Source organism: Kushneria avicenniae (assembly GCF_900112585.1).
GTDB lineage: Bacteria > Pseudomonadota > Gammaproteobacteria > Pseudomonadales > Halomonadaceae > Kushneria > Kushneria avicenniae.
The window spans coordinates 39,914-64,973 of record NZ_FOLY01000002.1; the positions used below are offsets into that span (position 1 = coordinate 39,914).

Here is a 25,060-nt window from a genome sequence, read left to right on the forward strand (position 1 = left end):
CCGCTCAAATTCGGAGAAAGCTGATGGCCCGTATTGCAGGCGTCAATATCCCGGACAACAAGCATGCGGCGATCTCGCTGACCTACATCTACGGTATTGGTCGCACCCGCGCGAAGGAAATCTGTGCGCAGGTGGGTATCGCACCCGACGTCAAGGTTGGAGACATCTCCGCCGAGAAACTCGACGAAGTGCGTACTGCTGTTGGCCAATATGCCGTGGAAGGCGACCTCCGCCGTGAGATTACGCTGAATATCAAGCGTCTCATGGATCTGGGTTGCTACCGTGGTCTGCGCCATCGTCGCAGTCTTCCGATGCGTGGACAGCGCACGAAGACGAATGCGCGTACCCGCAAGGGCCCGCGTAAACCGATTCGCAAATAAACGCATGTCCGGCGTTTAGAATTCAGGAACATCAAACATGGCTAACCCGCGCAGTAACCGTAAAAAGGTTAAAAAGCAGGTCGTGGATGCGGTTGCCCACATCCATGCCTCTTTTAACAATACGATCGTGACGATCACAGACCGCCAGGGCAACGCTCTTTCATGGGCCACTGCCGGTGGTTCGGGTTTTCGTGGTTCTCGCAAGAGCACCCCGTTCGCTGCCCAAGTGGCAAGTGAACGTGCAGCAACTGCTGCAGCCGAGTATGGTGTGAAAAACGTCGACGTACTGGTCAAGGGCCCGGGGCCCGGCCGTGAGTCCGCCGTGCGCGCATTGAATGCCGCCGGTTTTCGCGTGCAGAGCATTACCGACGCGACACCCATCCCGCATAACGGGTGCCGCCCGCCGAAAAAGCGCCGCGTTTAAGGAGACACACTCATGGCACGTTATACTGGTCCGAAGTGCAAGCTCTCTCGTCGCGAAGGCACCGACCTCTTTTTGAAGAGTGGTGTTACGGCGTTCGAGAAGAAGTGCAAGTCAGAGACTCCCCCGGGTCAACACGGTCAGCGCCGTCAGCGTCTTTCCGAATACGGCTCGCAGCTGCGTGAAAAGCAGAAGGTCCGTCGTTACTACGGCGTACTGGAAAAGCAGTTCCGCAATTATTACAAGGAAGCCGCGCGTCAGAAGGGAGCCACGGGCGAAGTCCTGCTTCAGCTCCTCGAGACTCGCCTTGACAATGTCGTTTACCGCATGGGCTTTGGCTCGACTCGCAGCGAAGCTCGCCAGCTGGTCAGCCACAAGGCCATCGCTGTCAACGGTCGTACCGTCAATGTGGCCTCCTACAAGGTCCGCCCCGGCGATGTAGTCAGCATTCGCGAAAAGGCCAAAAACCAGACGCGCATTCAGCAGTCTCTGGAACTTGCCGGCAATCGCGGTGATGTAAGCTGGGTCGACGTTGACTCGAAGAAGATGGAAGGCACTTTCAAGGCTCTGCCTGAGCGCGGCGACCTGTCTGCCGACATCAACGAAAACCTGATTGTCGAGCTGTACTCCAAATAAGCATTGAGCTTTTTTGGATTAACCGTTTGGCAGCCTGATAGGTGTTCATATGCAGCGTTCAGTGACAGAGTTTCTAAGACCTCGTGACATCAAGGTCGAGGAAGTCAGCGCGAATCATGCAAAGATCGTGCTCGAGCCCTTCGAGCGCGGCTTTGGTCATACTCTCGGGAACGCCCTGCGTCGTATTCTGCTGTCATCCATGCCCGGGTGTGCGATTACAGAAGCAGAAATCGAAGGCGTTCTGCATGAGTACAGCGCAATCGAAGGTGTTCAGGAAGATGTTATCGAGATCCTCCTGAATCTGAAGGGCGTATCCATTCGGATGCATGGCCGCGATGACGTTGTATTAACGCTGAACAAGCAGGGCCCGGGCATCATGACGGCCGGCGATATCGCTACCGATCATGACGTCGAGATTGTCAATCCGGATCATGTCATTGCCCACATCAACGAGGGCTGTGAACTCAAGATGCAGCTGCGCGTAATGCGTGGTCGTGGCTATGAGCCGGCTGATGTGCGCGCCGAGCGTGATGATGAATCGCGCGCCATCGGCCGTCTTCAGCTTGATGCCACCTACACGCCGGTGCGTCGCGTGTCCTATGCTGTCGAAGCGGCGCGTGTTGAACAGCGTACCGACCTCGACAAGCTGGTCATCGATCTGGAAACCGACGGCACGCTGGATCCCGAAGAAGCCATCCGCCGCTCTGCAACCATTTTGCAGGAGCAGCTGGCTGCCTTCGTCGATCTTGAAGCCGAGAAAGAGCAGGAAGTGGAAGAAGAGGAAGATCAGATTGATCCGATTCTGCTGCGCCCTGTTGACGATCTCGAATTGACTGTCCGTAGCGCCAACTGCCTGAAGGCCGAGAATATCTACTATATCGGTGACCTGATTCAGCGCACTGAAGTAGAGCTTCTTAAAACACCCAATCTCGGCAAGAAGTCGTTGAACGAAATCAAGGACGTTCTCGAGGCTCGTAATCTTTCACTTGGCATGCGGCTGGACAACTGGCCGCCGGCGAGTCTGAAGGACGACAAGGCCTCTGCCTGAACGGGTGACTCGCGCCCCAGATTGGTAAGGAATCTTATCCATGCGTCATCGTAAAACCGGTCGTCATCTGAGCCGTAACAGCTCGCACCGCAATGCCATGTTCCAGAACATGTGCATTTCGCTGGTCGAGCACGAAATGATCAAAACCACGCTGCCCAAGGCCAAGGAGCTGCGTCGCTATATCGAGCCGCTGATCACGCTGGCAAAAAATGATAGCGTCGCTAATCGCCGCCTGGCCTTCAGCCGCACCGGTTCCAAGGATGCGGTAGGCAAGCTCTTCAATGAGCTGGGTCCGCGTTACAACACCCGTCCGGGTGGTTATGTACGCGTTCTCAAGTGTGGTTTCCGAGCCGGCGACAATGCGCCCATGGCGTACGTTGAGCTGGTTGATCGCCCGGTAGCAGCAGAAGCCAGCGGCGAAGAATAAACCGCATTTTCTGCTATCGTCAGAAAAGCCGGCCTTCGGGCCGGCTTTTTTTGTCTCTGAAAAAACCGGCATGTTCCATACTGAGGCTCCATCAGTCTTTGAGTAACCGCCGTGGGATGCCACTTTGTCAACGGGTCGTGCGAGAGCTGTCAACACGATCTCCCTTTTTCCTTTACCATGGCCTTCCAGCCGATCATCGATCTCCGCAACGGCAGTGTCCTTGCGCATGAAGCGCTGGTTCGTGGCGTCAATGGTGAGTCTGCCTGGTCGGTGCTGTCACAGGTAAAGGCCGAGCAGCTTTACGCCTTTGATCAGGCCTGTCGCGTGCGTGCCATTGAGATGGCCAGCCGGCTTGGCATGACGTCAAAGCTCTCCATCAATTTTTTGCCCAATGCCGTCTATGAGCCTCGTGCCTGTATACGTGCCACTCTGAACACGGCCCGTGACGTGGGATGGTCGCTCAATGATCTGATCTTCGAGATTACCGAAAGCGAGCATGTGGCCGACCGTGATCATCTGTGTCATATCGTCGAGCAGTATCACGAGATGGGGTTTGCGGTAGCGCTGGATGATTTTGGAACCGGGCATGCCAATCTGGATCTATTAACTGTGTTAACGCCGCATCACTTGAAGCTGGATCGCGTGTTGATCACTCACATTGAACAGGATGAAAGGCGTCAGATACTGGTGCGCCAGATGGTCTTGATGGCACAGGCGCTGGATATCGGGCTTGTCGCGGAAGGCGTGGAAACGCTGGAAGAGGCTCGATGGTTGTATCAGCAGGGCATTATGCGTCATCAGGGCTACTATTACGCGCGGCCGGCCTTTGAAGCGCTGCCCGATGTTGATCCTGCCTGTATCGAGGCCGTTACTGCACCGTAAGGGGCCGGAAGCGCTGTCGCTTCCAGTCCCTTCATTTATGGTGTCGACGTGCCTAGTAGCCTCGTGCCAGTAGCGGCTTCAAGAAGCGCCCGGTATGCGAGATCTCCTGCTCGCTGATCTCCTCCGGCGTGCCTTCGGCAATGATGCGTCCACCTCCCGAGCCGCCCTCGGGGCCAAGATCAATGATCCAATCGGCCGTTTTGATGACATCAAGGTTGTGCTCGATGACCACCACCGAGTTACCCTGATCGCGCAGGCGGTGCAGCACGCCCAGAAGCTGTCGAATGTCCTCGAAGTGCAGGCCGGTAGTCGGCTCATCCAGAATATAGAGCGTCTTGCCGGTATCCCGTTTGGCCAGTTCCCGGGCGAGCTTGACGCGCTGGGCCTCACCGCCGGAGAGCGTGATGGCACTCTGCCCCAGTTTGATATAGGACAGCCCCACATCCATCAGCGTCTGCAGGCGACGCGCGATGGCAGGTACCGGAGAAAAGAACTCGACGGCCTCTTCGATGGTCATCTCCAGCACGTCGTGGATACTGTGCCCCTTGTAAAGCACATCCAGCGTTTCCCGGTTGTATCGGCGGCCGCCGCAGACATCGCAGGGCACATAGATGTCCGGCAGGAAATGCATCTCTACCTTGATCATGCCTTCACCCTGACACGCCTCGCATCGGCCGCCCTTGACGTTGAACGAGAACCTCCCCGGCTTGTAGCCGCGCGAGCGGGCCTCGGGCGTGCCGGCAAACAGCTCTCGGATCGGTGTGAAAATGCCCGTATAGGTGGCCGGGTTGGAGCGCGGCGTCCGGCCGATGGGACTCTGATCGATATCAATGATCTTGTCGAGCTGATCGAGCCCTTCGATATCCTTGAAGGGTGCAGGCGTCAGCGTTGTGGCCTTGTTGAGCTGGCGGGCGGCCACAGGCATCAGGGTAGCGTTGATCAGGGTCGACTTCCCTGAGCCCGAAACGCCTGTCACACAGACAAAAAGCCCCAGCGGCAGTGCCAGATCCACATTGTCCAGATTGTTGCCGCTGGCCTGCGTCAGGTGCAGCATCTTCTCCGAAGTCACCGGTGTGCGCGGCGAAGGGATCTCGATGCGGCGGCTGCCTGACAGATACTGGCCGGTCAGTGATGCCTGATTGGCCTCGATCTCTTCGGGCGTTCCCTGTGCAGTGATCTGCCCGCCGTGAACGCCGGCGCCGGGGCCCATGTCGAGGACGTGATCCGCCGCCCGAATGGCATCCTCATCATGTTCAACCACGATTACGGTATTGCCGAGATCGCGAAGTCTTGTCAGCGTCTGGAGAAGCCGATCATTGTCACGCTGGTGCAGTCCGATGGAAGGTTCATCAAGAATATACATGACCCCTACCAGCCCGGCGCCGATCTGACTGGCCAGGCGGATGCGCTGCGCCTCACCGCCCGAGAGGGTATCGGCACTGCGCTCCAGCGTCAGGTAATCGAGACCGACATTGACCAGAAACTCGAGACGGCTGGTGATCTCATACAGGATGCGTTTGGCGATCTCGCCGCGATGCCCGGGCAGCGCCATGGCGTCAAAAAATGCGCGCGCCTCGCCGATCGGTTTGGTTACCACGGCCGGGAGCGAATGTTCGTCCACGAAGACATGACGGGCTTCACGACGCAGGCGGCTGCCGTGACAGGTCGGGCAGGGACGCACGGCCAGATGACGCGACAGGTCATCACGCACCATGCTCGAGTCGGTTTCCCGGTAGCGGCGCTCCATGTTGGGAAGTACGCCTTCGAAGGCATGTTCGCGAGAAACCTTCTTGCCGCGATCGTTGACGTAGGAAAACGAGATGGACTCGCGACCGCTGCCGTGCAGCACCACATCACGCACCCGCTGTGGCAGCTGCTTCCAGGGCGTTTCCAGCTCGAAATGGTAGTGCGCGGCGACGGCTTCAAGCTGATTGAAATAGTAAATGCTGCGTCTGTCCCATCCCTTGATGACGCCCTCGGCCAGCGACAGATCATCCTGACGAATGAGCTTGTCGGGATCAAAGAACTGATGTACGCCCAGACCGTCGCAGCTGGGGCAGGCCCCGGCCGGGTTGTTGAAGGAGAACATTCGGGGTTCGAGCTCTGCGATCGAGTAGCCGCAGATGGGGCAGGCAAAGCGCGATGAAAAGATCATGTCCTCGCGGTCGCCGTCCATGAAGTGCAGGATGGCAGCCCCGTCGGACAGCCCCAGAGCCGTCTCGAAGGACTCTGCCAGGCGCTGCTCGATATCCTGACGGATCTTCAGGCGATCGACCACAACGCTGATATCGTGTTTCTTGTTCTTTTCAAGCGTGGGGAGTTCATCGAATTCGTAGGTCTGACCATCGATCCGGACCCGCACAAACCCCTGGGTGCGCAGCTCGGTCAGGGTCTGCTGATGCTCGCCCTTGCGGCCCTTGATGATGGGTGCCAACAGCATGACCCGGGTGCCTTCCTCTAGCGCCAGGGTCTGATCGACCATCTGCGAGACTGTCTGGGCCTCAAGGTCGAGCTCGTGGTCCGGGCAGCGTGGCGTACCGGCACGGGCATAAAGAAGACGCAGGTAGTCGTAGATTTCGGTGATGGTGCCGACGGTGGAGCGCGGGTTATGCGAGGTCGACTTCTGCTCGATGGAGATGGCCGGCGACAGCCCTTCGATGTGATCAACATCGGGCTTTTCCATCATTGAAAGAAACTGTCGCGCATAGGTCGACAGGGATTCCACATAGCGCCGCTGCCCCTCGGCATAGAGCGTGTCAAAGGCCAGAGACGATTTGCCCGACCCGGAAAGTCCGGTAAAGACAATCAGCTTGTCACGGGGTAATTCGACATCAATATTGTTCAGGTTGTGAGTGCGGGCCCCACTCACCGAAATACGATCCATACCTACCTCATCGCCGGCGTCGGAAAGACACTATAGAAGGAGTTGAAAGCAGGGCGCAAAATGCAGCGCTCAGCGTTTTCCATGTGGTGCGCAGCCCGGTAAAATAGCGGCTGCTTACCATGAAGGGGCAAGAGCCCATCAAAAAAAGCAAGAGCAGCCTCTGAAGGAGCAGCGCCTGTCGTTTCAGTGATGGGCTCGGCAAGGCCTGCATTGCAGTGAATATCCATACAGTTATTATAGACGATCATGTCAAGGCAATGGCCTGGGCACTGCATCCGTTACATTCGTTCAAACATGCCAGTCGGCACTGGAGAAAAACATGGCCCGTGGGGTAAACAAGGTCATTCTGATCGGTAATCTGGGTCAGGACCCGGAAGTACGTTTTCTGCCCTCCGGCAGTCCTGTCTGCAACCTGCGTCTGGCAACGACCGATACCTGGACCGACCGTCAGAGCGGCCAGCGTCAGGAGCGTACTGAATGGCACAGCGTTGTCATGTTCAACAAGCTGGCTGAAATCGCCCAGCAATACGTGAAAAAGGGGTCGCGCCTCTATATTGAAGGGCGCCTTCAGACTCGCAAGTGGCAGGGTCAGGACGGTCAGGATCGCTATTCGACCGAAATTGTGGCCAACGACATGCAGATGCTGGATAGCCGTAATGGCGCGCCGGGTGGTGACGCCGGCGGTCAGGGCGGCAGCTATAACCAGAACGGCGGTGGTTACGGTCAGAATGGTGGCGGCTATGGTCAGCAGGGTGGTGGCCAGAACCAGCAGGGCGGTGGCCGCCCCTATCAGGGCGGCGGTCAGCAGCAGGGCGGCCAGAATCAGGGCCAGTATGGTCAGAATCCGCAACAGGGCAACCAGGGCGGCAACAATGGCGCGCCCAATCCCGGCAGCTTCGATGACTTCGATGACGAGATCCCGTTTTAATATTTTAACGGTCGGCAACGGAACATACTAAAAGCATGGTGCCTTCCCGCAGGAAGGCACTTTTTTATTGCTTGAATATTTTAATGTTGAATGGAGGCGAAAAGGCGCTTCCAATGATCAATGATTTCATTTCGATCAAAACGTTCAGCGCTTTGAGTTGCCGCTATGGATAGATTGTTATATCTATCAGGGGTGATGGCCCTTTCAATAGCTTCAGAGAACTTTTGCTGGTCGAAAGGGGGGATCAGGTAACCATCCTCATCATCAGTAATGATTTCACGTGGTCCTGTTTCGCAGTCAAAGGCGACGATAGGCAGGGCATGGTATTGTGCTTCTATCAAGGACATTGGCAAACCTTCGAATCTTGAAGGCATCAGCATGATGTCGGCGTTCTGGTATAGTTGTCCGATATCCTGGCTATTGCCAAGAAGCTCACAATGATGTTCCAGACCATGTTCCCGGATCAGAGACTCCAGTTTGTTGCGATCCTCACCTTCGCCCGCAATAACAAGCTTCCATTCGGGATGGTGTGCAATAAAGTTCTTCCAGGCCGGAATCAGTAAATCAAATCCTTTTTGATAAGTTAGTCGGCCAACGCCGATGGCAACTTTATTGGATGGTTCAGCTCTGGGCTCTGAAATGCTGGTGAAGGGGGATGGGTTGGGGATATATAAAAACTTCGAGTGATCATTAAACTGATCAACATCCCTTGAGGTCAGAAAAACGACTCGATCATAGCGCGGAAGTGTGGCGCGCTTGAGTTTTAAAACCATGCCCGAATGGCTGCTAAAAGCAATATGCTCACAGGCAATATGACGTGTGTGACGTGAGGAAAAGCGATCTTTCAAAATAAAGGGCGCTGCAAAAACCGTCAGTCGTCCCATGCTGGGATAAAGTACGATGTCGGGGCGGTCTTTCTTGATAATCGAAAAGGCTTTCGAAAGCAGCTTTAGATACCCGAACTGTCCGGAAAGGTTGTTGCTATTCAGAGGGACAATTTCAATTTCAGGGAAATCATAGGTCGTGTTTTTATCGCTGTCGAGCAGACCTATGACCTTGACCCTTGATTCTTTCGCCAGCAAGGGAAGTATCACGCTGCAAACACGCTCGATACCGCCGCCGGTTGTTATATTATCGATAACGACGTGGATTTTTTTGCCGGCTACATTATTCATTGAAGATATTCCTGGAATACTGCTTGCAGATTAAAGTTTCTATCGAAGATAAACATGCCGCGTCTGGGGCAAAATAACTGGCTGGAATGATGTCGACCATTTCAGAAAATGGCCGATCAATAATTTGGAAACGATAGCCCTTCTGCCAAGACTACTATTTAATTTAAATAGAGGCTATGCAGATTCAATGTTGCCCGTTATTTTGTTTTTAGTCTGCTTTGCAGCAGTTTTAAAATGGCGCGCTCCTCGGGGCCGGTCAGCTCCTCGTGCTCCAGTGCTTCCTCGATCTGCTCCAGAAAATGACGCAGCAGTCGACCGTCCAGATAGCTTTCGATGACGCGCGGGTCGATATAGCTTGAGCGAGCAATACTGGGCGTATTGCCAAGCTGCTTTGCTACGCGTTCTACCGCTTCACGGATGTATTGCTGGCTGGCGTCGTCGTCATTGCCAATGCCAAGCTCATCGAGCGCCAGCGCTGCCAGTGAAGTGCCCGCCCAGGTGCGAAAGTCCTTGGCGCTGAAGCGCTCCCCCATGACATCGTGGATATAGTCGTTGAGGTCATGACTGTCGACGCGGACCTTGTGACCATCGTCATCAAAATACTTGAAGATTTCATAGCCCGGGATGTCATCAAGCTCCTGAACGATTTCGGCCAGTTTCTCATCCTCGATGACCTTGTGCTGATGCTGGCCGCTCTTGCCCTGGTAGTCAAAGATCAGCTCGTGGCCGTTGATGGTCAGGTGGCGCGAGCGCATGGTCGTCAGGCCGTAGGAGTCGTTCTGTTCCCGGTAGCTGTCATTGCCCGGTCGGAAATAAGCGGTATCGAGCAGTCTCACCATGCAGGCCAGCACCTTTTCCCGCGGCATGCCCTCGCGCGCCATGTGCTGGCCGGTAATGCGTCGCATGGTGGAAAGGCGCTGGGCGAAGTCGACGATGCGATCAAACTTCAATTTTTCGCGCTGCTCACGCCATTCGCTATTGTAGATATACTGCTTGCGGCCGGCGCTGTCCCGTCCTGTGGCATATATGCGGGCATCGGCATCAAGCGTCACCACCACGTTCTGCCAGGCCGGTGGTATGGCCAGCGTCTTGATCCATTGGCGCCATTCACGATTTTTATAGGTTCTGCCCCGCTCATCACGGTAGGTGAACCCCTTGCCGCTACGATGGCGGGTGACGGTCTTTACCTGTTGTGTCATGCGTCTGCGCTTGATCCGGTTATCATGTGAACGCAAATCTTGCCCCGGATTGAGAATAGACAATTCTGACGCCCCTGATGCGGCCCGGTGCAGTGCAACCCCGGGGAATTTTTTGTAAAGTGTCGGGCCTGCCGCGTCACTGCCCGCCAAGAGTGACGTCATTTTCTGTCGGGCTGCAAAATCAATGAAATTATTATTGCTTGATGCCGACCACTGCCTGAGCCGGGCGCTGATCGATGAAGGCGCATTGCGAAGCGATGTCGAACTGATCTCTGAAAGGGCCCGCCACTGCGGATCGTCGCAGCTGGCATCATGGGCACCGGATGCCGTCATTGTGCCGCCGATGCTGTCGCCGGTCGGGGTCGACTACGCCGAGATGGCCGCGCATGTCGATCAGGTGGAAACCGTGCTGGAAGCCTGTTGCGCCTGTGATGTACCGCTGGTCTGGTTCGTCAGCGATCAGGTATTTGATGACGGCGCTGATCTGCCCATCGAGGAGAGCGCACTGCCGGCGCCGCGCAACGAAGGATTACAGCGTCTGCTGGAAACGGGCAATCGCATTCGAGAGCGCCTGAATGAACATTTTGTCGTGCGTACCGGTCCATTGATGGCGCTGGATGGGCAGGAGGCCTGGCTGGCAAGGATTCTGGAGACCATGATCGAGGGCAGGGTACTGCGCGCAGCGGAAGATGAGATCGTCTGCCCGACACCCGTACAGGCGGTGTCTCGTGCCGTCATCGGCATGCTGGCTCAGCAGTTTTCAGGCGCCAACGCCTGGGGCACTTACCACCTTGCCGGCGTCGAGCCGGTGAGTCTTTATACCTTTCACGGTGTCGTGCGCCACCAGCTGGAGATTCAGCTGGCCAGAAGGCATATCGACATGATGCCCGGTGAGGTTCAGCCCCTGCATCATCATCATGATCAGCCGCTGCGACGCGTGCTCAACTGTCGTCAAATGCTTGAGACCTTTGGCGTGCATCAAAAGCCCTGGCGTCTGGCACTCGATGCCATGCTCGAGCAGTGGTGCCGGGCACGCTTTGACAAGGAGGAAACAGAGCCGTGAAGGCGCTACGCAGTCTTTTGTTCTATGCCGGCTATCTGATGGCCATCATTGTCAGCGCCATTACCCTGGTGCCGCTGGCATTTTTTCTGCCGCTCAATGCCCGCTTCAGAGTGCTGAATACCTACAATCACTTTATCGTGTTCTGGTTTGGTCTCTGCTGTGGCGTGCGCTATCGCGTAGAAGGGCGAGACAATATTTTGAAAACGCCCTGTGTACTGCTCTCCAATCACCAGAGTGAATGGGAAACCCTGTTTTTGCAGACCATCAAGTCACCGATGTGCACGGTCCTCAAGCAGGAGCTTTTGAAGATTCCGGTATTCGGCTGGGCGCTCAGAATGCTCAGGCCCATTCCGCTGGATCGTTCGAAACCGTCCCGGGCGCTGAGAATGGTGTTGAGTGAAGGGGCCGAGCGGCTGTCTGCCGGCCTCTCCGTGCTGCTCTTTCCCGAAGGGACCCGGGTGCCCCCTGGTGAACGTCGTCGCTTCAACAAAAGCGGTATTCATATTGCCTGCCGGGCCGGGGTGCCGATACTGCCGGTGGCACACAATGCCGGCGAGCACTGGCCCGGCAAGAGCTTGATCAAGATACCGGGACAGATCAATGTCGTGATCGGTGAGCCGATCATGACCGTGGATCGTACTCCGGATGAGGTGACCCGCGAGGTCGAACAGTGGATCGAGCAGCAGCTGTCACGAATTTCGGGCGTGCCCCGGCCTGCCATCGAGGAGGCCTCTGCCAGCGCGCTGTAGGGAAATGGCAGGCCAGAAAAAAGGGCGCCCCGAAGGGCGCCCTTTTTTGATCCGACGACCTCCAGGTCAGGAGGTCTGATCGCTCATGCGCTGGAAAATCAGGCAGGCGTTGGTACCGCCAAATCCGAAGCTGTTGGACAGTACACGGTTCAGGCGCACGCCATCACGACGCTGCGTGACGATATCCAGATCCTTCGCTTCCGGATCGATTTCATCGATATTGGCCGAAGCACAGATGAAATCGTTTTTCATCATGAGAAGCGAATAGATGGCTTCCTGCGCACCGGTCGCCCCCAGCGAATGACCGGTCAGTGACTTGGTGGAGGAGAGTGCCGGCACCTTGTCACCAAAGATGCTGCGCAGGGCCTTGAGCTCGCACATGTCACCAACCGGTGTCGAGGTGCCGTGCGTATTGATGTAGTCGATGCTTCCCTCAACGGTGGCCAGCGCCTGCTGCATGCAGCGGGCACCACCTTCACCGGAAGGGGCGACCATGTCATGACCGTCGGAGTTGGCCCCGTAGCCCACAACCTCGGCATAGATTCTGGCCCCCCGTGCTTTCGCGTGCTCAAGCTCCTCGAGCACCAGCATGGCACCACCGCCGGCAATAACGAAGCCGTCCCGTGCGGTGTCATAGGCGCGAGAGGCCTTTTCGGGCTGGTCGTTGTAGCTGGTGGACAGCGCGCCCATGGCATCGAACAGGCATGACAGGGTCCAGTGCTCTTCCTCGCCGCCGCCGGCAAAGACGATGTCCTGTTTGCCCAGCTGAATCTGCTCGACGGCGCTGCCGATACAGTGTGCCGAGGTCGCACAGGCCGAAGAGATGGAGTAGTTGACGCCCTTGATGCCGAAAGGGGTGGCCAGACAGGCTGACACGGTGCTGCCCATGGTTCGGGTCACCCGGTAGGGACCAACCCGGCGCAGTCCTTTCTCGCGCAGCACATCGGCTGCTTCCACCTGGTTGGCAGAAGAGGCACCGCCCGAGCCGGCAATCAGGCCGGTTCGCACGCTTGAGACATCATGAGGTTCAAGCCCTGCGTCCTCGATGGCCTGCTGCATGGAAACGTAGGCGTAGGCCGCGGCATCGCCCATGAACCGGCGCTGCTTGCGATCGACCAGTGCATCCAGATCGATATCCACAACGCCGGCAACGTGGCTTCGCATTCCGCGTTCAACGTATTCGTCGCGAAAGCGAATGCCCGAACGGCCTTCCTTCAGGGATTGAAGTACCTGATGCTGATCGTTGCCCAGGCAGGAGACAATGCCCAGGCCAGTGACTACCACTCGTCGCATGGGAGCCTCCCCATCAGAAATTCGCAGTGGAGGTGAACAGGCCAACGCGCAGGTCGTTGGCTTCGTAGATATCGCGGCCATCCACGGACAGAACGCCGTCGGCGATGCCGAGGATCAGGCGGCGCGTGATCACCCGCTTGATGTGGATATGGTAGGTGACCTTCTCGGCATCCGGGAGGATCTGTCCAGAGAACTTGACCTCGCCGCATCCCAGCGCGCGGCCACGTCCGGGATTGCCCAGCCAGCCCAGATGAAAGCCTACCAGCTGCCACATGGCGTCAAGGCCCAGACAGCCGGGCATGACAGGGTCGCCCGGGAAGTGACACTGGAAGAACCAGAGGTCAGGGTTAATATCCAGCTCAGCGATCAGCTCGCCCTTGCCGTATTTGCCACCCGCTTCCTGAATGTTGGTGATGCGATCAAGCATCAGCATGTTAGGTGCCGGCAGCTGTGCATTTCCAGGACCGAAAAGTTCGCCCTGACTGCATGCAAGCAGCTGATCACGGTTAAAGGAGTGTTGCGTGGTCACTGACATGTTCCGGAAATCAAAGGAATAGGGTCTCCCGGGGGAGCTGACCTAGTTTACTGATAGAGGTGGCGAAATGCACGCCAGCGCCGGTGCGTGAACCTGGTGCTCCGGCATCGCCCTTCAGCTACGTTTAACTCAATGCCTTGAAGGCGTCCAGCGCACGTTGACGCGCCGCGCGATGATCCACCATGGCCACCGGATAACCGGTCTGCTGGCGCAGGGAAGCATCGGGGTCGTGACGCTTTTTAACGTCAACGCTTGCCAGTTCGGGCACAAACTCTGCAATAAATGTGCCTTCCGGGTCAAAGCGTCTGGACTGCGTGGTCGGGTTGAAGATGCGAAAATAGGGTGACGCATCCGTTCCCGTGGAGGCTGCCCACTGCCAGCCGCCGTTGTTGGCCCCCAGCTCGCCATCGACCAGATGCTCCAGAAAAAACGCCTCTCCACGGCGCCAGTCGATCAGCAGATGCTTGCTGAGAAACATGGCGGTCACCATACGCAGACGATTGTGCATCCACCCGGTGGTGATCAGCTGTCGCATGGCCGCATCAACCAGCGGATAGCCGGTATTGCCCTCGCACCAGCGCTGAAAGTCCTCCTCGCTGTTGCGCCAGACCATCGCTTTGGTATGTTCCTGAAACGGCTGATGACAGTTGACGCGAGGAAACCCCACCAGCACGTGCTGATAGAATTCACGCCAGACAATCTCGCTGATCCAGCTCTGCAGATTGCTGTCGCCATCACCCAGGTGCCCACCGTTTCTGGCCGCGGCGGCGTTGACACACTGACGCCAGGAAATCATGCCCAGTGCCAGCCAGGCGGACAGTCCGCTGGTGGCCTCCATGGCGGGAAAATCGCGTCCTTCATCGTAATGATGCGCCCGTTTTTGCAAAAAGCGCTCCAGCCGCGTTTGAGCGGCCTCTTCACCAGCAGGCCAGTCGTCGGCATTGATCACGGCACGAGAAGTATCGAATTCGGGCAACGCATCGGAGGAAACGTCACTGAGTGCACTCTGGGCGTCGGGCATCTCGAGCTGCTGAAGCTGGTCGGCACCGATGTTTTTGAGCCAGCTTTTATAAAAGGGTGTAAAAACGCTGTAATAACGGCCGTCACCGGTCAGAAGCGTTCCGGGGGCAAAGGCCACCTGATCGGTATAACGATGCACTTCCCGTTGATGATCGTGAAACTGTTCGCTGACCGACCTGTCACGACGAACCTCATTAATGCCGTATTCGTCGTTGAAATGAAGCGCCTGACAGTTCAGCGTTTCTGAAAGCTCGAGCAGACGGGCGGGCAGAGTATCAAAGGTATCGGCCTCGATGATTCTGAGCGGAATATTGAGACTGTCGAGCTGCTCGGCCAGTGCTTTGACCCCGCGATGCCAGAAATCCAGCTTGTTGTCACCGTGTCCGTGCGCTCGCCACTGCGCGGGCGTCCAGCAGATCACGGCGATCACCGGACCCCGCTTTGAGGCGTGGTGAAAAGCCGTGTTGTCCTCACATCTCAGGTCGGTTCTGAACCAGACCAGCTGACGTTCGGTGGTCATGCGCTGTTTCCTTTCGCAAGCGACCCGCCTTCAGAGGGCGGGTCGTAGTCAATCCATGACGATGTCGATATCAACCGTGACGAGCCGTGGCAAGCCTGAGCTGCCCGATAGCTCGAGCCGGATCAATGTCCAGCGCGCTGAGATTCTCTTCATCCGTGTCACGCAGCTGCCGCGTGATAGAGCCGGCCACGCGAATGGGCAGTACGCCCTGAGAATCGGCCTGCGAGAGCTGGCGACGCAGCCCTTCAATGTCGGCTTCCATGGCACCGGAGAGCACGATGGTTCTGGCTTCCTTCATGCGAGCGGCTTCGATGAGCTCATTTACCGGCACGGGCCCATCAAACAGGGTAATGTAGAAACCGGCGCTGCTGGCGGAAAAGGCCAGAAGCAGCTGCCAGAGCGCCCCGCAGCCACCGGGGAGATAGCTCATCAGGATTCGGGGCTCGGTGTTCTCATGATTGCCATGATAGAGTCGTAGTCCGAGACGCGTTCTCAGAAAGGACTCCAGAAAGCAGCGCTGAGCCATGGGCGTGTTCTGATCTGCCCAAGCGTTTTCAAGCCGCTCGACCACGGGCTGCCAGAGACGTGAAATGGCAGTGTTGACCGGATAGAGCCCCATGCTGCGGGTGAACAGGTTCTCAAGACGGTTGGTATCAAACGTGGCCACAGCGTCAATGACTTCAAGACGCTGTCCCTCCCAGTCATGATCCGGAGCTGTCTCTTCGGTGTTGAACGCCGGCAGGGGGCTGTCTTCCTCGGCAGGTGTCTCGCTTGATGCCTGATCAAGCAGCTCACCTACCTGACTCACCGGTACGCCGCGATTGAGCCATTGCAGGATGCGCTCCACGCGTTCGATATCCTCACGCGCGTAGAGACGATGCCCCTTTGGCGTGCGTCTGGGCTGGATCAGTCCGTAGCGACGCTCCCAAGCCCGCAGCGTTACCGAATTGACGCCGGTCAGGCGTGACACTTCCCGGATGGGGTAGAGCGGTCCGCCGACAGCATTTGCCACTTTCTCAGTCATGGTAAAGAGAGCCTCCTTCGCATTTCCTGCCAGCAGGAACGCAACGGCCTGTGGAAGGGCGCTGCGTTGCGAAAATGAGCGGTTCGACCTGCGAGTACGATGGTGTCGATGACCACGGTCGAACAAATAAATTTAACCTGTATATGCGGAGAGTGTAGCAGTATTTGAACAGGTGTTGTACGTCAATCTTTACCCTGTACAACTACTGTCACGCTGATTCTCCGCCACGATCGAGACCACGACATCGGCAAACGACGGGTGCTGTCCGACCGGATCCAGCAGGGTCAGCGACAGGCCGGGGTGTTCCTGTCGCAGGGCATCCAGCTGTCCCGGTACGTCCTCGCGCAGATGGCGGCCGGCGGCAAAAAAGAGTGGCAGGATATCGATGCTTTCAAATCCTTCGGCGTGCAGCTCCCTGACAACCGTCTCGATCAGCGGATCACAGAGTTCCATGTAGGCCAGACGTACCGGTGTTGACATGCGCGCCTTGAGACGCTGCTCCAGTGTTTCAAAGGGCGCCTGCCAGCGGCTGTCCGTGGAGCCGTGCGCCAGTACGATCAGTGCAGTTGTCATGACAGTGTTTTCCTGAATCAGCAAAAGTGTTGAGTCGACGACCGCGCTACAGATGACACAGCGCCTGTGCCAGACGATGGCCCGACTGCCAGGCCGCCTCGACGCGGCCATCGATGCACCAGTCGCCGCACAGTGACAGGTTCATCTCCTCATCAAGCCGGTAGCCGGGTCCCTTTTCGATCGGGGCGCGGGGCTGGGCATATCGCCATCGATGTGCCCCCTGAGCCTCGACCGCTGGAAGGGCTTCGGGGTAGCACGCCCGAAAGGCGCTTACCATGTCATCGGCTATTTCGACTGGGTCCCTCTCCAGATACCGGTCGGACCAGTCATCTCGCGCCAGCAGGGTAAGGCGTTCACCTTCTGACCGGCCGGGCCGTGTCTGGTTGCGCGCTGCCCATCGCAGTACCGGCGAATCATCAAAAGAGACACCGTCCCACGTATCGACCCCTGCCGGCATGCTCAGTGGCGTATTAAAGCGTACCCACGTGCTCCAGCACGATGACATCTCGGGCAGCGCCCACCGTAAGGCCGTCTCGCTTCCCAGCAGTTCCCTCGCCTGAGGTGCCGGTATGGCCACAATGACATGGTCAAACCCCGGCCAGACGCGCTCTTCCTGATCCCTGAGCACCCACTGCGAACTCTCGTGTGACAGCGAGGTGATGCGCACTTGGGAGTGAACCTCGAGCGGAGCCGCCATCGCCTCGGTCAATGTCACCATGGAGGGCGTTCCCGAATAGCGGGGATGCTCTGGCTGGCGTGTCTGCCACCGGCCACTGTCGATATGTGCCATGACCCCGGGCCACCGCGTGACCACTCCGCGTTGCTCGAACGTCTCGATGAACCGGGCAAATTCCGAGTCCCGTACGCTGAAGTACTGGGCGCCCAGATCGAAAAGCCCGTATGCGTTGGCTCGCGTGGACATGCGTCCGCCGGGCCGTCGACCCTTGTCAAAAACTTGTACGCTCTTTCCTGCCTGCTGCAGCGCGCGGGCCGCCGTCAGTCCGGCCATCCCGGCGCCGATAACGGCTATATTGTGCAAGAAGTCCACGAAAGCCTCAAATGTCTGAAGGATAGGGCGCCGGTGCGACCGGGCACATTGATGCTAAATCTTGTACGTTATATGTACCAGAAAGCGCGCTGACTTCAAGAATGCCCATGGTGGGTCCCTGACAGATGACCGGTGACCACATCATGGGCCGCGATACTCCATGCAGCAGGGCGGAGGGAAACAACGTGAATATAGTGATTACTGGCGCCACCGGATTTGTCGGTCAGGCGCTGTGTCGATACTGGCATGAGAAAGGACACACGCTGATGGTGGTCTCGCGTCAGCCTGACAAGGCACGCGACACGATCGGCGTACCCGTGACGGCGCGTGCGAAAGCAGTCGACTTTGCCGATCAGCAGGTGGATGCCGTGGTCAATCTGGCCGGTGAGCCCATTTTCAACCGCCGGTGGAGCGACGCACAGAAACGTCAACTGATCGACTCCCGCGTCAGGGCCACGCGGGATGTGGGCGAGCTGTGCCAGCAGCTGCCGCAGCCGCCGCGCAAACTGATCTCGGGGTCGGCCATGGGCTATTACGGTGATCAGGGCAGTCGTGAAGTGACCGAGCAGACACCGCCTCATGACGAGTTTGCCCATCAACTCTGCAGGCAGTGGGAGGAAGAAGCTCGAAAGCTGGAAACCGGGCAGATGTCGGTGGCGTGTATCCGGATCGGTCTGGTACTGGACCGCGATGGCGGCATGCTCAAGCCGATGCGGCCCATGTTTCGTCTCGGGGTCGGTGGACGGCTCGGGAAGGGGCGTCAGTACATGCCCTGGATCCACCGCCATGATCTGGTACGCATCATCGACTTTCTGCTCGAGCGTCATGATGATGTTGATGGCGCCTGGAATGCCGGGGCACCGGCGCCGGTGACCAATGCTGAATTTACCCGCACGCTGGCGGCCAGTCTGAATCGGCCCGCCCCCTTTGTTGTCCCGGGCAGTGTGATTTCGCTGGCACTGGGGGAAATGTCCCAGCTGCTGCTGACGGGGGCTCGTATGGTACCGGCAAGACTCGAGGCTGCCGGTTTCCGCTTTGAATACCCCACCCTTGAAAAGGCGCTGGCTGCCATCCAGCGTGACGCCGCCTGAGCGGCGTCACGGTTTGACCGACGGGCAGATCGCGTTACTGAGGATCGACCGTCACGATCACGCGTACGGCATCCAGCTGCAGGCGGGTGCCATCAATGGCCTGCGAAAGCGCGCTGCGCTCCTGGCGCAGCATCTCGATCTCCTCGGCGCGTACGTCCGGATTGCGCTTTGAAAGCGCCTCGAGGCGCTCGATCTCTTCATCCAGCTGCTGGCGCATCCGGGTGCCGGCCTTATCCACCAGTCCCGGCAGCTCTGCCTCGGCCTGCTGTTCGGCCTGATCAAACAGCTCGCGCAACTGCTGCTGACGCTCTCGCACCAGATTCCGGGCAACGCCCTTTTTTACATGGCGCAGGTTTTTGGCCAGCCCGCCAAAGGACACCTTGTCCGAAAGGACCTGACCCGACTCGTCCAGCAGTACCCGCACCGTGGCCGGCGGAAAGAAGCGATTGACGTGCAGCGCCTTCGGCGCGCTGGTGCGCGTTCGAAAGATCGCCTCCAGCATGTAGCGCCCTCCCGGGATGGCGGGGTGGGCCAGCAGCGCCAGCGCTGTATTGCCCATGCTTTCATTGGTCGCCCGCGAGAGCATTTCACGCACCAGCGGGTGCTCCCAGGACAGACGCTGAAGGTCATCACGGGCCAACGCGTGCTGGCGTGACCGGGTGGCCGTAAAGCCCTCTTCACCGCGAATCAGCCCCGGCATGCCATCGACCATGTGTGACCCCGGGTGCAGATAGGTCAGGCCTTCATCGGTTTCCCGGGTCTCGATGCCGAATACCTCCAGCGCCTGATCGAGGTAGCGATCCAGCATTGCGTCATCATCCAGCGACTGCAGCGCATCGATCATCTCATTGGCGTGCGCGGCGTCAAACGAGCTCCAGCCCAGCAGGCGATCACGACCGGCCTCGCGCTCCTGACGCGTTTGCAGGGCCAGCGCTCTGGAGTTCTCGATCACTTCCTCGAGGGCGTCGCCATCCAGCAGGGCGTCAAACAGCGCATCACCGTGGGCGTCGCTGACCACGCTGCCCGGTCCGCTGGGTTCCTCGAAGGCGGCCAGCGCTTCCTGATACCAGCGCAGCAGCGCCCCGGTCGGGCTGCCGGCAATGACCGGCAGGTGAATCTCTACATCATGCTGCTGGCCGATGCGGTCCAGACGGCCGATGCGCTGCTCCAGCTGATCCGGGTGAGGCGGCAGATCAAACAGGATCAGATGATGGCAGAACTGGAAGTTACGACCCTCGGAACCGATTTCCGAGCAGACCAGCAGAGGGCTGCCATCCTCGGCTTCGGCAAAGGCCGCCGCGGCGCGGTCCCGCTCGATCAGCGTCATGTTTTCATGAAAGACCGGTACATGAAGACCGGTCAAAACCTGCAGTCCGGCGGCCAGCTCCCGTGCAGTTTCCCCGTAGTGACAGATTAAAAGTGCCTTTTCACCGGGGTGTGCCTTGAGCCATTGACGCAACCACGCCATGCGTGGATCAAAACGCCACCAGCGATCGCTGTCATCACTCTCATGGCGTCGGGCCTCGAAGGTAGCCTCGGGATAAAGCAGAACTTCCGGGTAGTCCAGACCGGTTTCGATCAAAAGCGTGTCCAGATAGTCCTCGTCGCGAGCGATGCGTTGCTCGATGCGACGATAGGCGCCCGGGTTTTCCAGTTCGCTGACATGCAGGCGGCGCACGGGGAAGCCGCTGACGTGGCGGCGGCTGTTGCGAAACATGACCCGACCGATGCCGTAGCGATCGATCAATACGCGGCGCAGTGATTCGCGCAGCGACGGTTGATCGTCGGCATCGGCCTGCATCAGCGCCTCCAGAAGCGCCAGCGCCTGCGGGTCGTCCGCCACGATAGTGTGCAGGGTATCCCGGTGCTGCCTCTCGCCCGGCAGCTGCTCCAGCGCCTCGATCGCCTCGGCAAGCGCGGCGTGCCCCCGCTGCTCGGCCCGGAAGGCTTCAAGGTCGTGGTAGCGCTCGGGGTCGAGCAGACGCAGGCGGGCAAAGTGGCTGACATCGCCCATCTGCTCCGGGGTCGCGCTCAAAAGCAGCAGCCCGGTGCGTTGGGTGGCCAGTGCTTCCACGCACTGATAGCCGGTGTCGCCGCCACTTTCCGGGTCCCACTCGAGATGCTGGGCCTCATCGACGATGACCAGATCCCAGTGACAGGCCTGTGCCTGCTGCTGGCGCTCGGGGCTGGCAAACAGCCACTGCTGGCTGGCCAGTACCAGCTGGGTTGATTCGAACGGGTTGCCGTCGCTGCCGCGTGCCTGGCTCTGCTGTTCGTCCAGCAGCGTGACTTCGATGGAGAAGCGGCGCAGCAGCTCGACCAGCCACTGATGGGTCAGGCTGTCCGGCACCAGTATCAGAGCGCGCTCGACGCGACCGGTCAGCAGCAGACGGTGCAGCACCAGCCCGGCCTCGATGGTCTTGCCAAGCCCGACCTCGTCGGCCAGCAGCACGCGCGGCAGACGACGGCTGGCGATATCGTCGGCGATATGAAGCTGATGCGGAATCAGATCGATGCGCGGGCCGGAAAGGCCAAAGCCGGGATGGCGTTCGATGCGGGCCAGATGCTGCAGGCTGCGATAGCGCAGGTTGAAGGCGTCGTTGCGATCGATCTGCCCGGTCAGCAGGCGGTCGCGGGCCTGATGAAACTGCATGCGATCGCTGATGCGTGACTCGGGCAGTTCACGCTCGCCATTGCTGTCCTGGCCCAGGTAGGTGATCCGACCGCCTTCATCGCGCAGATCGCTGACCAGCAGTACCTGGCCGTCGTCGGTGTCGATGCGATCGCCGCGTCCGAACACGACACGGGTCAGGGGCGCTTCGCGCACGCTGTAGGTTCGGGTTTCATCGCTGGCGGCAAACAGGACGGTCACGCTGCGCGCGTCGCAGTTCAGTATGGTGCCAAGCCCCAGCTCGGTTTCGCCGTCGCTGATGAAGCGTTGACCGGTAATAAAATTGCTCATGATGCCTCGACAGTGTCGCCTTGCGGGCGCGCGGGTACAGATGTAAATCGGTCAGGAACCGTCGTTGACGGCTGCAGGACATGGCGGTGGCCTGTCATCGGCCATGCCCCTGAAAAGGGTGCCTATCTTAACCAAAAGAAAGGGCCTGCGGGGCGTTGATGTGAGCCTGTGTTACGGCAGGGATGATGCGATCAGAACGGATGGGCTCCAGAGACGTGTCACAGTGCCATCGGGTGCCCTGTGCAGCAGCACCGGCAGGCGAGTGCCGCCACTTGCGGCGAGCAGACGCTGCTGCGGGTCCAGCAGCAGCGCCGTGTCCGCAAGCCCCAGCTGCTGATCCGGATGATGATCCAGATAGCGCACCACGCTTAAAAGCGACTCTCCCTGATTGACCAGTATCATGGCGTCCTGATGTTCGAGAGGCTGCTCGGCCAGCTGCTGCAGCCACTGCCGGCAGGCGTTGCAGTCGCTGCGCCACAGCAGGAAATAGCGCACCTCGTTGTCCTGCGTCTTGCGGTTCTTCGCTTCACTGTCCCGTATCAGAGTGACCGAACGCCCCTCGAGAGATTCAAGCGTCAGCATCGGCAGCGTTTCGGACAGCGCTGACGGCAGGCTCAGACGCCACTGCTCCAGTCCCCACCACAGGCCACCGGCCACCATGACCAGCGCGCAGAGTCGTTGGCGCAGTTCCGGGCGCCGACGGCAGTACCACAGGGTCCAGACAAGCAGCGCAATCAGTCCGCCTGCGGGGGAGAGCAGGTTCTCCGCCTCATGAAGCGACCAGAAAGGAGGCCCTTCACGGAGCCAGCTTCCCGGCAGTGCGGCACCGAGAAGCCAGAATGCCAGCGCGCCCAGTGCCCAGCGCACCATGACGATACGCGCTGTCGGGTTGATGGCATGGGCACCCAGCAGGGCCAGCGTGGCGCAGATCACCGCCAGCGGCGCGGGGGAGGTGAGCCAGGTGGTGTCATCAAGGACAGTCATTCATTTTTTCCATCATGCGTTAAACTGGAAACACCGGTATTGCCGGTCATGCCTGCTGATCCATGTTGTTGTCGGTGATTTCAATGCCCGATTCCCGCGCCAGACGCACCCGCCGTCGCGATACGCCACGCATTCTGGCCATCGCCACCCAGGCACTCGGCTTTATTCTGATCGTGCTCTTTGAGACCCTGTTGCCGGAACCTCTGAAACGTCCATCCCAGGGTGTCATCCTGGCCGCCATGCTCGTGGCAGCGCTCTATTCGGCTCTGCTGCGCCGCTACTACCGCAATCGGTCGCTGAAGCGTCGCGACAACCATGAGCCTCCAAATGACCAATGACACAAGTTCCGGCGCCCTGGCGCGCTGGGCAAGCCAGCATGGCGCAGCGTCGGATGACTGCAGCGGCATGCGTCTGCTTTCCGACGGTCTTGAAGCCTTTGAAGTCCGCGCACATCTGGCGCGCCATGCTGAATACAGCATCGACAGCCTCAGCTACATACTTGAGGAGGGCGTTACCACTCACGTGTTGATGGCCGAGCTTCTGGCCGCTGCCGAGCGCGGAGTTGATGTCAGAATGCTGGTGGATGACATGAGCGCCATGAACGTGCAGAGCATGCTGCGCGCCATGCAGACCCATCCGCGTATCGAGGTGCGTCTTTTCAATCCGGTGACCTTCTGGCGGCGTTACTACTGGAGTCATCGGCTGGCAATGGCGCTGACCCTTCGTCGCTCACATCGCCGCATGCACAACAAGCTCTGGCTGGTGGATGGCGCGGTGGGGATCGCCGGCGGGCGCAATCTCAGTGATGACTATTTCATCACGGCCAGTGACTACAACTTTGCCGATCTCGACATGCTGGTGGCTGGCGGGCATGCCGTCGAACAGATGCGTGAATGCTTCAGTCGTTACTGGCATGGCCGCTGCGTGCGAACGCTCTCCTCGCTGGTGCCGGAGATACCGGATTACGACTGGCAGGCGCTGCGTGACGAGCTCAAGCAGAAGCTTTCCGGTGAGTCGCTGGCGGAATCGCCCTTTTTGCCCATCCATCACGGTGAGACAAGACAAATTGAAGATGGTCTGGGCGAGCTGGTGCCGGCCCGCGGTGAACTCTACTGGGATCACCCCGACAAGTCTTGCCAGCCGGGTTACCCCTCTCGCGAGTTCATCATGGGGACCGAACTCGGGGCGATGATTGCCGAGACGCAGCGCCGCATCAAGATTGTGTCGGCCTATTTCATTCCAAGCGAGCGCGACGTGATCGATATCGAGGCGCTGCTGGAGCGGGGCGTCGATGTCACCATATTGACCAACTCCCTGCAGGCCAACGATACGCCGATCGTCAACGGCGCCTATGCGCCCTGGCGGCGGCGCTTTCTGACCAAGGGCGCGCACATGCACGAGCTGAGACACGGTCATAAGCCGCGCCGGCGACGCATGCATCACTTCGGCGCGATGGCCTCGAGCCTGCACGGCAAGGCCATGGTCATGGACGATAAAAGGCTCTTTATCGGCTCCTTTAACATGGACCCGCGCTCGACCTGGTGGAACAACGAGATGGGGCTGCGGGTCGATCATGAGGGGCTGGTGGCTGACCTTGACGACGTGATCGAGCGGGCACTGAGCCCGGCCAGCAGTTTCAAGGTCGAGCAGGACGACAACGAGCGGTTGTCGTGGGTGACCGTTGATGAAAACGAGCAGGAGCGCCGTCTGACAAAAGAGCCCGGCAACCTGCTGGCTCGCACTCAGAAATGGCTGGGCAGGATGCCGGGCATTCGGCGACTGCTTTAGGCAGCGCCACGAAGGTTGAAAAGGCGCGCAGGCTCAGCGGCTTTGCGTCGTGGCTTCTTCGGCGGTGCAGGCAATATTGTCAACGATGGTCCACTGCTCCGGCGTGCCGCCTCTCTCCACGGCGTCGATCAGCGCGGCAGTGGCGCGGCGCACATAGGGCTTGCCATCCTCTTCGTGCGCCTTTTCAAGATCGTTTTCCATGTCCGCGACCAGCGCATCAACACCCTCGTAGTCGTCACTCCACTCGAGCGCCTGGGTGGCCGCTTCCCTGATGGTTTCTCCAACGCCGATGATGGCGCTGTCGCTGGCGATGATATAACCGTTGACATCCATGGGCATGTATCCTCTATCGTTTTGGGGGTGCCGGGTGTCGTACATGAGCACTAGTATAGTCATGCCGGCACGGGCATCGACAAATGCTCACGGTCAC

Annotated in this window: 24 protein-coding genes; 12 read left to right on the forward strand and 12 right to left on the reverse strand. The window is 58.8% G+C overall.

What is annotated here, in order from left to right:
* Positions 1–23 precede the first annotated feature (23 nt).
* The 6 genes from rpsM (at position 24) to BM079_RS03545 (ending at position 3,794) form a co-directional block, all read left to right on the forward strand.
* Entirely contained in the window at positions 24–380 is a 357-nt protein-coding gene (gene rpsM, locus BM079_RS03520) for a 30S ribosomal protein S13 (protein ID WP_086620776.1), read from the forward strand.
* Between the two features lie 37 nt (positions 381–417).
* On the forward strand, positions 418–804 hold the full coding sequence (gene rpsK / locus BM079_RS03525) for a 30S ribosomal protein S11 (protein WP_009723883.1): 387 nt from the start codon (positions 418–420) through the stop codon (positions 802–804).
* 12 nt (positions 805–816) lie between these two features.
* A complete protein-coding gene (gene rpsD / locus BM079_RS03530; protein ID WP_090130913.1) occupies positions 817–1,437 on the forward strand; it encodes a 30S ribosomal protein S4 in 621 nt (206 codons plus the stop codon).
* 49 nt (positions 1,438–1,486) lie between these two features.
* Complete coding sequence (locus tag BM079_RS03535) at positions 1,487–2,485, forward strand: DNA-directed RNA polymerase subunit alpha (protein ID WP_090130915.1); 999 nt, start codon at positions 1,487–1,489, stop codon at positions 2,483–2,485.
* A 40-nt stretch (positions 2,486–2,525) separates the two neighbouring features.
* Positions 2,526–2,912 carry a 50S ribosomal protein L17 gene (rplQ, locus tag BM079_RS03540; RefSeq protein WP_090130917.1) on the forward strand — a complete coding sequence of 129 codons (387 nt, stop codon included), beginning with the start codon at positions 2,526–2,528 and terminating at the stop codon, positions 2,910–2,912.
* 111 nt (positions 2,913–3,023) lie between these two features.
* Complete coding sequence (locus BM079_RS03545; RefSeq protein ID WP_446685127.1) at positions 3,024–3,794, forward strand: EAL domain-containing protein; 771 nt, start codon at positions 3,024–3,026, stop codon at positions 3,792–3,794.
* Between the two features lie 52 nt (positions 3,795–3,846).
* Here the strand turns inward: BM079_RS03545 and uvrA are convergent, their stop codons facing one another.
* The gene (gene uvrA / locus BM079_RS03550; protein ID WP_090130921.1) at positions 3,847–6,678 is read right to left on the reverse strand and encodes an excinuclease ABC subunit UvrA; all 2,832 of its coding nucleotides are present in this window, start codon (positions 6,676–6,678) and stop codon (positions 3,847–3,849) included.
* 319 nt (positions 6,679–6,997) lie between these two features.
* Between uvrA and ssb the strand changes: the two genes are divergently transcribed.
* Positions 6,998–7,606, forward strand: coding sequence for a single-stranded DNA-binding protein (ssb, locus tag BM079_RS03560; protein WP_090130925.1), 609 nt, complete (start codon positions 6,998–7,000; stop codon positions 7,604–7,606).
* An 80-nt stretch (positions 7,607–7,686) separates the two neighbouring features.
* Here the strand turns inward: ssb and BM079_RS03565 are convergent, their stop codons facing one another.
* On the reverse strand, positions 7,687–8,781 hold the full coding sequence (locus BM079_RS03565; RefSeq protein WP_090130927.1) for a glycosyltransferase family 4 protein: 1,095 nt from the start codon (positions 8,779–8,781) through the stop codon (positions 7,687–7,689).
* A gap of 197 nt (positions 8,782–8,978) precedes the next feature.
* Positions 8,979–9,980, reverse strand: coding sequence for a DNA topoisomerase IB (locus BM079_RS03570; RefSeq protein WP_090130929.1), 1,002 nt, complete (start codon positions 9,978–9,980; stop codon positions 8,979–8,981).
* Between the two features lie 184 nt (positions 9,981–10,164).
* On the opposite strand from BM079_RS03570, the gene BM079_RS03575 reads away from it, so the two are divergent.
* A complete protein-coding gene (locus tag BM079_RS03575; protein WP_090130932.1) occupies positions 10,165–11,043 on the forward strand; it encodes a sugar nucleotide-binding protein in 879 nt (292 codons plus the stop codon).
* The gene (locus BM079_RS03580) at positions 11,040–11,792 is read left to right on the forward strand and encodes a lysophospholipid acyltransferase family protein (RefSeq protein ID WP_245742807.1); all 753 of its coding nucleotides are present in this window, start codon (positions 11,040–11,042) and stop codon (positions 11,790–11,792) included. Before BM079_RS03575 ends, BM079_RS03580 begins: the two co-directional genes overlap by 4 nt.
* 66 nt (positions 11,793–11,858) lie before the next feature.
* Here the strand turns inward: BM079_RS03580 and fabB are convergent, their stop codons facing one another.
* From fabB to BM079_RS03610, 6 genes are all read right to left on the reverse strand, one after another.
* Entirely contained in the window at positions 11,859–13,085 is a 1,227-nt protein-coding gene (fabB, locus tag BM079_RS03585) for a beta-ketoacyl-ACP synthase I (protein WP_090130935.1), read from the reverse strand.
* A 13-nt stretch (positions 13,086–13,098) separates the two neighbouring features.
* Complete coding sequence (gene fabA / locus BM079_RS03590) at positions 13,099–13,614, reverse strand: 3-hydroxyacyl-[acyl-carrier-protein] dehydratase FabA (protein WP_090131928.1); 516 nt, start codon at positions 13,612–13,614, stop codon at positions 13,099–13,101.
* Between the two features lie 130 nt (positions 13,615–13,744).
* Positions 13,745–15,160, reverse strand: coding sequence for a deoxyribodipyrimidine photo-lyase (phrB, locus tag BM079_RS03595; RefSeq protein WP_090130938.1), 1,416 nt, complete (start codon positions 15,158–15,160; stop codon positions 13,745–13,747).
* A gap of 70 nt (positions 15,161–15,230) precedes the next feature.
* Positions 15,231–16,184: a MerR family transcriptional regulator gene (locus tag BM079_RS03600; RefSeq protein ID WP_090130940.1), complete on the reverse strand. Its 954-nt coding sequence runs from the start codon at positions 16,182–16,184 to the stop codon at positions 15,231–15,233.
* Positions 16,185–16,373: 189 nt separating this feature from the next.
* Entirely contained in the window at positions 16,374–16,757 is a 384-nt protein-coding gene (locus BM079_RS03605; RefSeq protein ID WP_090130942.1) for a sirohydrochlorin chelatase, read from the reverse strand.
* Between the two features lie 46 nt (positions 16,758–16,803).
* The gene (locus tag BM079_RS03610; RefSeq protein ID WP_139215248.1) at positions 16,804–17,805 is read right to left on the reverse strand and encodes an NAD(P)/FAD-dependent oxidoreductase; all 1,002 of its coding nucleotides are present in this window, start codon (positions 17,803–17,805) and stop codon (positions 16,804–16,806) included.
* A gap of 185 nt (positions 17,806–17,990) precedes the next feature.
* Here BM079_RS03610 and BM079_RS03615 point away from each other — a divergent pair, with 185 nt between their 5' ends.
* Positions 17,991–18,896 carry a TIGR01777 family oxidoreductase gene (locus tag BM079_RS03615; protein ID WP_090131930.1) on the forward strand — a complete coding sequence of 302 codons (906 nt, stop codon included), beginning with the start codon at positions 17,991–17,993 and terminating at the stop codon, positions 18,894–18,896.
* 34 nt (positions 18,897–18,930) lie between these two features.
* Here BM079_RS03615 and rapA read toward each other — a convergent pair whose 3' ends face one another.
* Positions 18,931–21,858, reverse strand: coding sequence for an RNA polymerase-associated protein RapA (rapA, locus tag BM079_RS03620; RefSeq protein ID WP_090130946.1), 2,928 nt, complete (start codon positions 21,856–21,858; stop codon positions 18,931–18,933).
* A gap of 171 nt (positions 21,859–22,029) precedes the next feature.
* Complete coding sequence (locus tag BM079_RS03625) at positions 22,030–22,842, reverse strand: DUF998 domain-containing protein (protein ID WP_090130948.1); 813 nt, start codon at positions 22,840–22,842, stop codon at positions 22,030–22,032.
* An 83-nt stretch (positions 22,843–22,925) separates the two neighbouring features.
* On the opposite strand from BM079_RS03625, the gene BM079_RS03630 reads away from it, so the two are divergent.
* Together BM079_RS03630 and BM079_RS03635 are read left to right on the forward strand one after the other, a co-directional pair.
* Entirely contained in the window at positions 22,926–23,180 is a 255-nt protein-coding gene (locus tag BM079_RS03630; RefSeq protein ID WP_090131931.1) for a hypothetical protein, read from the forward strand.
* Positions 23,170–24,630 carry a phospholipase D-like domain-containing protein gene (locus BM079_RS03635; protein ID WP_175489587.1) on the forward strand — a complete coding sequence of 487 codons (1,461 nt, stop codon included), beginning with the start codon at positions 23,170–23,172 and terminating at the stop codon, positions 24,628–24,630. The genes BM079_RS03630 and BM079_RS03635 overlap by 11 nt, the downstream gene beginning before the upstream one ends.
* A 33-nt stretch (positions 24,631–24,663) precedes the next feature.
* Here BM079_RS03635 and BM079_RS03640 read toward each other — a convergent pair whose 3' ends face one another.
* Positions 24,664–24,969, reverse strand: coding sequence for a type 2 periplasmic-binding domain-containing protein (locus BM079_RS03640; RefSeq protein ID WP_139215249.1), 306 nt, complete (start codon positions 24,967–24,969; stop codon positions 24,664–24,666).
* Positions 24,970–25,060: the final 91 nt, after the last annotated feature.